Raw genomic sequence first — 10,128 nt, 5'->3', positions numbered from 1 at the left:
GCAGGTCCCAGCGCCACGAGCGCTCCACCCAGCGCCGTCCGGCCTCGCCCATCCGCCGCCGCAGTTCCTCGTCGTGCAGCAGCCGCACGATCCGCTCGGCCGCCGCCGAGGCCGATCCGCCCGGCACGACGTACCCGGTCTCGCCCTCCAGCACCGCGTCCGGCGCGCCGCCGGAGTCCCCGGCCACGACCGGCAGGCCGGTCGCCGAGGCCTCCAGGTAGACGATGCCGAGGCCCTCGACGTCGAGGCCGCCGCGCCGCGTCCGGCAGGGCATCGCGAAGACGTCCCCGGCGCCGTAGTGCGCGGGCAGCTCCTCCCACGGCACCGAGCCGGTGAAGCACACCGAGGCGCGCACGCCCTTGGCGTCCGCGAGCTTCTCCAGGTCCGCCCGGTACGGGCCGCCGCCGACGATCAGCAGCACCGCGTCCGGCACGTCGGCGAGGATCTGCGGCATCGCCTCGATCAGGGTGTCCTGGCCCTTGCGCGGGACCAGGCGCGAGACGCACACCACCACCGGCCGGTCCGCCAGCCCCAGCCGGCGGCGCACCTCGGCGCCCCCGGAGGCCGGGTGGAACGTCGTCTCGTCCACGCCCGGCGGCAGCTGCACCATCCGCGCCGCAGCCTCCGCCCCCACCGCGCCCGCGATCCGCGAGCGGGTGTACTCGCCGAGGTAGGTCAGCACGTCGGTGCCGGCGCCGATCCGGCGCAGCAGCTGCCGGGCGGCCGGCAGCTGGGCCCAGGCGGCCTCGTGCCCGTGCGTCATGCCCAGCAGCCGCCCGGCCCCGGCCCGGCGCAGTGCGGGCGCCATCAGCCCGAGCGGCGCGGCGGCGCCGAACCAGACCGAGTCGCACTTCTCGGCGCGGAGGATCTCGGCGGCCCGCCGGGTGACCCGCGGTGTGGGAACCATCACCTTCGTCCGGTCCCGGATCACCGGGAACGGCTGCTCGGCGTCGAAGCGGGCGACCTCGGTGCCGTCACGCCAGGTCGAGGCGTACACCACGATGCTCCCGGCGGGCTGACGGACAGCCATGTTGTGCACGAAGGCCTGGATGCCGCCGGGGCGCGGCGGGAAGTCGTTGGTGACGATCAAGGTTCTGTGCATCAGGCCACGGCTCGCTCGGTCGGGGGGTGCTCGGTGTACCGCTGGGTGATCCGTACGATAGGTCAACACCATGGCCCGCCGGGAACGGAACCGCGCACGGCAACCGTTCCACCCCCGGGTCAGTCCTAGTACCTGAGCCGCTGAGGACGGCGGCCCGGGCGTCCGTCGCGCGACGCCTCCGGTGGGGACGTCCGAGACGAACGAGGGAGCGCTGTGGAGTTGGCCCCGGCCACCGAGACCGGTACTTCCCGTGCCCGCACGGGCCGCCCGCTCGGGGCGCTCGCGGCACTCGCCGCCACCTGGGTGGCCACCCGGACGCTGCTGGTGCTGTTCGTGACCGGTGTGCTGCGCTCGCCGGGCGGCGACGTCACGGCGGACGTCTGGATGATCTACCACGCCTGGTACGGCGTCCTGCAGACCGGCACCTTCCCGTTCGACGACGTCACCTGGCAGTACCCGCCGGGCGCCGCCCTGGTGATCCTGCTGCCGGGCCTGCTGCCCTGGTCGTACGTGGTCTCGTTCTGGGTGATCTGCGGGATCGCGGACGCCCTCGCGATGGCCCTGCTGGTCCGCACCGGCCTGCGCCGCGGCCGGGCCCTGACCGGCGCCTGGATGTGGGTGGCGGCCGTGCCGCTGCTCGGCCCGATGATCTACAACCGTTTCGACATCATCGTCACCGCGATCACGGTGGCCGGCCTGCTGGCGCTGATCCGCCGCCCGGCCGTCGGCGGGATGCTGCTGGGCCTCGGCGGGATCGTCAAGATCTGGCCGCTGCTGGGCCTGATCGGCACCCCCTCCGGCCGCCGCACCCGCCGTTCCTGGACGCTCGCGGCGGCCACCGCCGTCTCGCTGGGCTTCCTGCTCGCGGCCGGCATGAACGGCGCCTTCGACTTCCTGGCGTTCCAGAAGGACCGCGGCATCGAGGTCGAGTCGCTCGGCGCGCTGCCGCTGCACTACGCGCGGATCGCGGGCGGCTGGGACGGCAGGGTGACGATGAACTACGGCTCGGCCGAGATGCTCGGGCCGTGGGTCAGCGTCGTCAGCAAGGTCATGATGGCCGGCACCCTGCTGGGCTTCGCGTGGCTGCTGCTGTGGCGCTACACCGCCAAGCGCCGCAACGCGGCCACCATGTACGACGCGGCGCTGACCGCGCTGCTGATCTTCACCGTCACCAGCCGGGTGATCAGCCCGCAGTACCTGGTCTGGCTGATCGGCGTCGCGGCGGTCTGCCTGACGGTGCGCGGCAGCAGCCAGCGGCCGGTGGCACTGCTGATCCTGCTGGCCGCGCCGCTGACGCTGGTCGAGTTCCCGCTGATGTTCACCCAGGTCCTCGCGAGCGACCCGGCGGCCATCGCCGTCCTGTCCGCCCGCAACCTGCTGCTGCTGGCGGCGACGGTCCTCTCCTGCGTCCGCCTCTGGCGCTCCACGCGCGCCGAGGACCGGTTGGCGCCGACCGTCGTGCTGGCGCAGCCCGAGCCCGTCCCGGCCGGCTCCTACCCGGTCCGTCCGGGCATCGCCTACGAGCAGGACCTGCTCGACGGGATCGACCGCCCCAACACCCCGGCCGGGCGCTAAGGGCGTGCCCTGGCGCCCCGGCACCAGGCCGGGCGTCAACCCTTGAGCGCGGCCACCTCGCCCACCCACAGCTTCGTGAACTCGTCTGTCCCGACGCCCAGTTCGGCCCGCAGCAGCCGGTCCATCCGCCGGTCGCGGTCCTCCCCCGCGCCGTCCGCCGCGCCCACCGCGCGGTAGAGCGCGACGAGGCGGTCGGCGCCGAAGCGCCCGGCGATCAGCCGGCAGGCGAGCCAGGCCTGTTCGTAGGCCTGGGCGATGCCGGTGGCGCCCGCGCCGAAGTCGCGGTCGGCGGGCAGCGCGGCGGGCACCTTCCCGGCGGCCACGTCCCGGGCCAGTTCGGGGGCGATCTGCCGGTCCGTGCGGCCGGAGTCGCGGTAGGCCGTCCAGTCGGCGACGCCCTCGGAGAGCCAGAGGGGCGTCCAGGCCCGGGTGTCGGCCCGGGTCGCGACGTGGGTGGTCTCGTGGGTGACGACGACCTGCCGGCCGAAGTCGCTGAGCCGCCCGAACGCCTCGGGGTTGATCACCACCCGGTCGGCCGGGGTGTGCGAGGGCGCCCCGGGAGCGGCCACGGTGACCGCCGCCATGCCCGTCCAGCCCGCCGGGTCGGCCTCCAGCAGCCGGGCGAACTGCGCCTCGGTGGCGGGCAGTTCGAGCAGCAGCCGGCCGGCCCAGCCGGTGCCCCAGACCGCGCTGACCGCCGGGACGGCGCGGTCGCCGACGGCGACCAGTGCGGCCGGGTCCGGTCCGGCCACGAGGCCGAGCACCAGGCATTGCGCGCCGCGCGCGGACCGTCCGGTCCCGAAGTCCCAGAGCGCCGGCGGCCCGCTCGCGGCGTCCTCGCGCTCGACCCGCCAGCCGTCGGCCCGGGTCAGCGCGAGGCGGCGGGGGTACGTGGCGGGGTACTCGTCGTAGCCGGTGACCCGGACGTCCAGGTCGGCCGCGGCGGTGAGCCGGCCGGGAGCCGCGCCCGGGGAGAGGACGAGGTTGCGGTAGCGGGCGGTCAGCGGCAGTCCGGAGGTCAGCGCCAGCTCGCGCGCACGCCCGTCCAGCACCGCCGCCACCGCCGTCCGCTCGTCCGCGCCGGCGGGCCCCGGGCCGGGCGCCGCGGGGACGGCGGGCGGCAGCGACAGCTGCGTCAGCCCTCCGGCGGCGAGCAGCAGGGCGCCCCGGCGGGACAGCACGCAGGGCCGTATCGCGTCCGGTGCGGACAGGGTCGGGCTCAGAGCCGGACCACCCCTGCGACGGGCATCGCGTTGACGCTCTCGTACCGCACCCGGGCCCCCGGGTACGGGGCGTGCACGATCACCCCGCCGCCGGCGTACATGCCGACGTGGTGCATGTCCCGGTAGAAGATCACCAGGTCTCCCGGTCGTGCTTCGGACAGGCTCACCCGCTGGCCGGCGTAGGCCTGGGCCTGCGAGGTGCGCGGCAGGGACACTCCGGCCTGCCGCCAGCTGTAGTACATCAGACCGGAACAGTCGAAGGCGCGGGGGCCGGTGGATCCGTACACGTAGGGCGATCCGATCATCCGCACCGCCGCCGCGAGCGCCGCCGCGCCGCGCTCGGAGGCGGGCGGGGTGGTGCCGAGGTCCAGCCGGTCGGTGCCGCGGGTGGCGCGCTGCTCGGCCTCCTGGGCGTCCTGCGCGGCCATCCGGGCGCGCTCGGCCACGCCCAGGCTGTTGAGCAGCCGCTGGGCCTTGGCGAGCCGCTGCTGGATGTCCTGCTTGCTGTCGGCGAGGGTGCGCCGGGCCTGGTCCAGCTCGGCGAGCTTGGCGGCGGTCTCGGTGCGGCGCTGGTCGAGCCCGCGCTGACGGGTCACCAGCTCGTGCAGCGTCTCGTTCTGCCGCTCGGCGGCCTGGTCGAGGGTCCGGGCGCGGGCGAGGTACCCCTCCGGGTCGGTGGCGAGCATCAGCTGGACGGTCTGCGCCATGCCGCCGGCCCGGTACTCGGCGCCCGCCACGGTGGCGAGGTCGCCGCGCAGCTGGTTGAGCTGCTCCTGGGCGGCGGCGATCTCGCCCTGGAGGACGGTGGTCTCGCCCTGGAGCCGCTGCTGGGCCTCCTGGGCCGCGTTGTACTTCTCCGACGCCTGTTCGGCCTCGTTGTACAGCTGCTCGACCTGGGCCTTGACGTCCTTGCGGCTGGGCGCGTCCGGGGCGCCGGGGGCGGCCTGGGCACTGCCGCTCGTCGTCACGCCCAGGGCGGTGGTGGCGGCCGCGGTCAGCACCAGCGCACGGGCGAGCAGTTGGGAACGGCGGTGCACGGGCATGGCGGCGGCTGCTCCAATCCTGCGGACCGGTCCCGCCGCCGCACCGAAGCGGGCGGTCCTGGAGCGGGAGTCCGGTGGCAGACGTTAGCGAGTCCGGGCAACCGAGTCCAAACCCCTCCCAACACGAATATTTGACCATTAATCGGACACCAGCCCGAGGAAAGGAAACGCCGCAGGCCCGGCCTTCCACGAGAGGAAGGCCGGGCCTGCGGGAAGCCGAGCGGGGATCAGACCCGCACGATGGACGAGAGCGGCATGTTGGAGACCGCCTCGTAGCGCACGCTCGCACCCGGCTTGGGCGCGTGCAGCACCTGGCCGTTGCCGGCGTAGATGCCGACGTGGTGGGCGTCGCTGTAGAAGATCAGCAGGTCGCCGGGCTGGGCCTGGGAGAGGTCCGTGCCGATCCGGGTGCCGGCGCCGGCCTGCTCCTGCGAGGTGCGCGGCAGCGAGACGCCGGCCTGGTCGAACGCCCAGACCATCAGGCCCGAGCAGTCGAAGGAGTTCGGGCCGGTGGCGGCCCAGACGTACGGGCTGCCGATCTTGGTGGCGGCGGCGGACAGCGCGGCGGCGCCGCGCGAGCTGCCCGGGGCGGCCGGCTTGGCGACCGGCGAGGACGAGGGCGCGGACGACGGGGCCGAGCCGAGGTCGGCGCGGCTGCTGTCGCGGGAGGCGCGGTCGGCGGCGGCCTGCTGGGCCTTCGCGGCGTCGGCCTTGGCCTTGGCGTCGGCGGCGGCCTTCTCCTCGGCCGCCTTGATCGCCTGGCGCTCCTGCTCGGACAGGGTGTTGAAGAGGTCCTGGGCGGCCTTCAGCTTCGCCTGGATCTGTTCCTTGGAGGTCTTCAGCTGCTGGGTGGTCGCGTCCAGCTCGGCGAGCTTGGCCTGGGCCTCGTTGCGGTCCTGGTCGAGCTTGCGCTGCTGGTCCTGGAGCTCCTTCAGCTGACCCTTCTGGGTGCTGCCGGCCTGGTTCAGGGCGTCGGCCTGGCTGAGGAAGGTGTCCGGCTTGGACGAGAACATCAGCTGGACGGTCGGGGATATGCCCCCGTTGCGGTACTGCTCGCCGGCGATCTGGGCGAGGCCGCCCTGGAGGTCGGTCACCTGCTCCTGCTGGCGGGCCACCTGGTCCTGCAGGCCGCTGACCTGCTTCTGCAGCTCCTGCTGCTTGGACTGGGCGGCGTTGTACTGCTCGGTCGCCACCTCGGCCTGCTCGTTGAGCTGGTCGACCTGCTCCTTGACCTGGTCCTTGGTCGGCGTCGGGTCGGCGTGGGCGCCGGACTGCGCGGAGAGGGCGACGGCGGCGGCGGCGACACCGGTCAGGAAGGAAACTCGGGCTCGGCCGGCGGGCTTGGGACGACGATGGGACGCCACGAAGGCGGACTCCTTCTTCCTACGTCCGCCTACCGGGTGAGCTGACGGGTTCGGGCCGGAAGCATGCCCTACGACGCCTCACGGCCGTTCCAGCGGCCGACCTGGCGCCGATTCACCCCGGAGGAACGTGGTTCCCCGGCTCCGCTCCACAGCGCCCCCAACCACTGGGCTCCCCTGTCGGACGGGCGCTTCGACCCGTCCCGCTGCTTCACGAACTCGGCGGGAACCACCGCCGCCACCCTGGCTGGGCGATCGACAGTGCGGTGGTTCGGGGCACGACCCTAGTAACTGAACCGTGATCCGTTCAAATCCTTGTCAGAAAAAAGGCGGAAGAATAACCAGGTTGTTTTGTGAAGATGACAGAAGGTGATCGCACCAGTACGCAAGGCTGATCACTTGTCACGCACTGACGGGCGAAACGCGCACAAGCGAACGTGCCACCCCCGCCAGGGAGGTGGCACGGATCACAGGGCCGTTCCGCCGGCCCCGGCGTGTCGGGGGGTCAGACCCGGCGGATCGTGTTGATCGGCATCGCGTCGGCCTTCATCACCTTGACCACGTCACCGGTGTGCGGCGCGTGCACCACCATGCCGTTGCCGATGTACATCCCGACGTGGTGCATGTCGCCGCCGTAGACCACCAGGTCGCCCGGCTGGGCCTGGTCCAGCGAGGGCACCCGGGTGCCGTAGTGGCCCTGCTCCTGCGAGGTGCGCGGCAGCGAGACACCGGCCTTGCCGTACGCCCAGACCATCAGGCCCGAGCAGTCGAACGTGTTCTCGCCGGTGGCGCCCCACACGTACGGCGAGCCCTGCTTGCTCATCGCCTTGGCCACGGCCACGGCCGCGTAGCCGCTGGCCGGCGGCAGGTTGCTGAGGTCGACCCGGTCGGCGCCGCGCGAGGCGCGGTCGTCCTGGGCCTGCTGGGCCCTCAGCGCGGCCCGCTCGGAGGCGCTGAGCGAGTTCAGGAGGTCCTGGGCCGCCTTGAGCTTGGTGTTGACGTCCGCCTTGGCCTGGTTCAGGTCCTTGGTGGTCGAATCGAGGGAGGCCAGCACCGCGGCGGCCTCGGCCTTCTCCTGGTCCAGGCGGCGCTGCTGGTCCAGCAGCCCCTTGAGCGCGTCGGTCTCGGTGGCCGTCGCCTGCTGCACGCTGGAGGCCTTGTCCAGGTAGCCGGACGGGTCCGAGGAGAGCATCAGCTGGACGGACGGGTCGATGCCGCCGGTGCGGTACTGCTCGCCCGCCACGCCCGCGAGGCCGACCTGAAGCTGGGTCATCTGCTCCTGGCCGCGAGCGACCTGGTCCTGCAGCTGGTCGGCCTGCTTGCGCAGCTGGTCGGCCCGCTCCTTGGCGCCGTTGTACTTCTCGGCGGCCTGCTCCTGCTCCTGCTGGAGTGCGTCGATCTGCGCCTTGACGTCCGTTTTGTTCGGCTGCGGCGCAGCGTGCGCGGCCACCTGGGCGGAGAGCGCGACCGCGGTCGCAGCGGCAGCGGTGAGCACGGAGACCCGCGCACGGCTGGGCTGCTTGGGACGGCGGTGGGAGGCCAAGGGACCGGCTCCTTCTTCCATGGACTCACCGGTTCGGGTGAGAAATCCGGAAAATAGGTTTGACGCCAGACCCTAGTGAAGATCCAGGCATTGCGCCACTCCCCCGATTGTGTGAACTCCAGCCTCCCGCGCGGCTTCACCGAATCCGCACATCACCGCAAACCGGACGCTGAACGGCCGTCATCCCCATCGGCACGGAATCAGGGCCGCGCCAGCCGGTTCAGCAGGAGAACCGAGGCGACCGGGCGCGCGCCCGCCTTCCGCACGCCCTCCGCGACCTCCCGGTCGGCCGAGACCACCACGACCGGACGGCCCTGCGGCTCGGCCCGCACCAGGCGTCTGATCAGCTCGTCCGCCGTCTCCCCGGTCCGGCTGAAGCGCACCCGGACCCCGCGCGGCGGCGCCATGATCACCGGCACGTCCAGGTCCTGCCCGTCGAACACGCACGTGACCTCCGCCTGCGTGCGCTGGGCCAGCATCGCGAGCCCGCCCAGCAGCCGCAGCCGCTGCTGTTCCAGCGGCAGCGTCGGGTAGCCCGTCTTCGTCACGTTGTAGCCGTCCACCACCAGGTGCACCTGCGGGATCGCCAGCAGCTGGTCCAGCAGCGCCGGATCGTCCTCCGCCAGCCCGCGGCGCGCCACGTCGTGCGGCGAGGCCGAGCCCGGCACCACCGCCTCCACCAGGTCGGCCGGGCGGATCTGCGACACCGGCAGCGCCAGCTCGCGCTGCAGCCCCTGCGCCGACTGCAGCACGGTGTCCAGCAGCAGCCGCAGGCGCATGTCCTCCACGCTGCGACCCTCGCGGGCCGACCGGCGGCCCTGCTCGGCGGCGGTCTCCAGCTCGCCGACTCGGTGCCGCAGCCGCCGTGCCTCGCTCTCGGCCGCGCCGCGCTCGGCCGCCGCCTGCGTGCGCAGCGCCTCCAGCTCACCGGCCAGCCGACGGGTCTCGGCCTGCGCCCGGCGGGTGTCGCTCTCCAGCGAACGCACCTTCTTGCGCAGCGAGTCGGCCTCGCGCCGGACGTCCTCGGACTCGGCCCGGTACCGGTCCAGGTCCGCGCGCGCCGCGGCCCGCACCTCGGCCAGCTCGGCCTGCAGCTTCTCCACCAGCCGGGCCGCCTCCGCGGCGGCGCCCTCGGCGCCGGCCCGCTCGGCCTCCTCGCCGGCCTCGGCGACCAGCCGGCTCCAGCCCGCCGACCGCACCAGGTAGGCGGCGGCCGCGACGTCCATCGGATCGGCGGCGCCGGGGACGCTGCCCGACTCCAGCGCCTTCACCAGATCCGGCTGGCCCAGCCGCAGCCGCTCCGCTATCCGCACCCGGAAGGCCGGCTCCGACTCCAGGGCCGCGGCGATCGCGGTGGCCGCGTACTTGGCCCGCCGGGCCGGGGTGAACTTGGCGTACTGACGCAGGCTCTGCGGCAGCTCACCCGGCGGCAGCCCGCCGAGCGCGTCGGCGGCCAGGCCGACCACGCGCCGGCGCACGCCCTCCGGCAGCGGCCGGTCGAGCTTCTCGACAAGGCGGCCGGCGCCCGGCTCCGCGGCGGGTTCGGACGCGACTGCCCCGGCGGCGGCGCCCGCCGCACCGGCGGCCGGCTCCGCAGCGGGCTGCCCCTGCGGTCCGGCGGGCTCCCTCGCTGCGTCCACCACGTCCTCGGCTCCGATCCTGGTCCAACGGGCGCGGCCCCGCGGCCGCCGTCCCTGTCGTCACGCTCCGTGCGTCTTGTCTGTATTGTCCCGTGCGGTGGACGGCCACGCCGTGCACCGTCCACCGCACCGGCGGGGCATCAACCCTGCTCGGCCTCGACCGTCGCGTCGTCCGCGCCCGGGCGGGCGACCAGCTCGACCTGGTCCACCGCGTTGCACCAGCGGCAGCGCACCGACTCGATCGTCTCGCTCAGGACCTCGGTCTCCTCGACCTTGGACTCGCCGGCCAGGTCGAAGTGCAGGAACTCGGTCACCCGCGCGGTGCGGGTCAGGTCGAAGCGGGTGAGGTTGCCGCACAGGGTGCAGCGCCAACGCGTCTCGGCGGTCAGGGCGGGGACGGTCATCGGGGGTCCTCTCGGGTGGTCCCTGGGTGGGCTAGGCGCTCCCCCCGGAGCCCCGGCATCGGCGGCGGGAGGCGGGAATGCCCGCCCCAAGCCTATTGCCTGGGGCAACCGCCGCGGCCACCGGTTCGAGCGATCGGGACGGCTAGGTTCTGTACGGCGGATCATCGTCGGAGCCAGAGTCGGATTGATGCGACGGTGACGGTGCCATGGAAGATGTAGGCGCGTTTGTCGTATCGC

General features: G+C 73.7%; 8 protein-coding genes and 1 riboswitch. Of the genes, 1 reads left to right on the top strand and 7 read right to left on the bottom strand.

Translation table 11 applies throughout. From position 1 onward, the window contains the following. Nucleotides 1-1,102 (bottom strand): glycosyltransferase family 4 protein (locus tag AB0O00_RS20760; protein WP_363653836.1); only part of this gene is annotated, 1,102 nt, incomplete at its 3' end. A 213-nt stretch (nt 1,103-1,315) separates the two neighbouring features. Here AB0O00_RS20760 and AB0O00_RS20755 point away from each other — a divergent pair. Continuing rightward, complete coding sequence (locus AB0O00_RS20755; RefSeq protein WP_363653834.1) at nt 1,316-2,677, top strand: glycosyltransferase family 87 protein; 1,362 nt, start codon at nt 1,316-1,318, stop codon at nt 2,675-2,677. 35 nt (nt 2,678-2,712) lie between these two features. Here the strand turns inward: AB0O00_RS20755 and AB0O00_RS20750 are convergent, their stop codons facing one another. The 6 genes from AB0O00_RS20750 to AB0O00_RS20725 all read right to left on the bottom strand — a co-directional run bounded on the left by AB0O00_RS20750 (nt 2,713) and on the right by AB0O00_RS20725 (nt 9,891). Continuing rightward, nucleotides 2,713-3,858 (bottom strand): hypothetical protein, encoded by a 1,146-nt coding sequence (locus AB0O00_RS20750; RefSeq protein WP_363653832.1) that lies wholly within the window; start codon nt 3,856-3,858, stop codon nt 2,713-2,715. 38 nt (nt 3,859-3,896) lie between these two features. After that, nucleotides 3,897-4,943 carry an NlpC/P60 family protein gene (locus AB0O00_RS20745; RefSeq protein WP_363653830.1) on the bottom strand — a complete coding sequence of 349 codons (1,047 nt, stop codon included), beginning with the start codon at nt 4,941-4,943 and terminating at the stop codon, nt 3,897-3,899. A gap of 227 nt (nt 4,944-5,170) precedes the next feature. Then, the gene (locus tag AB0O00_RS20740) at nt 5,171-6,307 is read right to left on the bottom strand and encodes an NlpC/P60 family protein (protein ID WP_363653828.1); all 1,137 of its coding nucleotides are present in this window, start codon (nt 6,305-6,307) and stop codon (nt 5,171-5,173) included. Between the two features lie 10 nt (nt 6,308-6,317). Then, nucleotides 6,318-6,471: riboswitch (cyclic di-AMP (ydaO/yuaA leader) on the bottom strand. Between the two features lie 338 nt (nt 6,472-6,809). Beyond that, nucleotides 6,810-7,847, bottom strand: a complete 1,038-nt coding sequence (locus tag AB0O00_RS20735; RefSeq protein ID WP_363653826.1) for an NlpC/P60 family protein — start codon at nt 7,845-7,847, stop codon at nt 6,810-6,812. Nucleotides 7,848-8,047: 200 nt separating this feature from the next. Next, nucleotides 8,048-9,490 (bottom strand): NYN domain-containing protein, encoded by a 1,443-nt coding sequence (locus tag AB0O00_RS20730; RefSeq protein ID WP_363653824.1) that lies wholly within the window; start codon nt 9,488-9,490, stop codon nt 8,048-8,050. A gap of 137 nt (nt 9,491-9,627) precedes the next feature. Next, the gene (locus AB0O00_RS20725; protein ID WP_363653822.1) at nt 9,628-9,891 is read right to left on the bottom strand and encodes a hypothetical protein; all 264 of its coding nucleotides are present in this window, start codon (nt 9,889-9,891) and stop codon (nt 9,628-9,630) included. Between the last annotated feature and the right edge of the window lie 237 nt (nt 9,892-10,128).

The sequence above is a fragment of the Kitasatospora sp. NPDC093558 genome (genome assembly GCF_040683475.1).
Lineage (GTDB): Bacteria > Actinomycetota > Actinomycetes > Streptomycetales > Streptomycetaceae > Kitasatospora.
This window is presented reverse-complemented; position numbering and strand designations above follow the sequence as displayed.

What these genes read in the sequence shown, in the direction of transcription:
- AB0O00_RS20745 (WP_363653830.1), bottom strand. Translation starts at nt 4,943, where the DNA reads ATGCCCGTGCACCGCCGTTCCCAACTGCTCGCCCGTGCGCTGGTGCTG.
- AB0O00_RS20725 (WP_363653822.1), bottom strand. Translation starts at nt 9,891, where the DNA reads ATGACCGTCCCCGCCCTGACCGCCGAGACGCGTTGGCGCTGCACCCTG.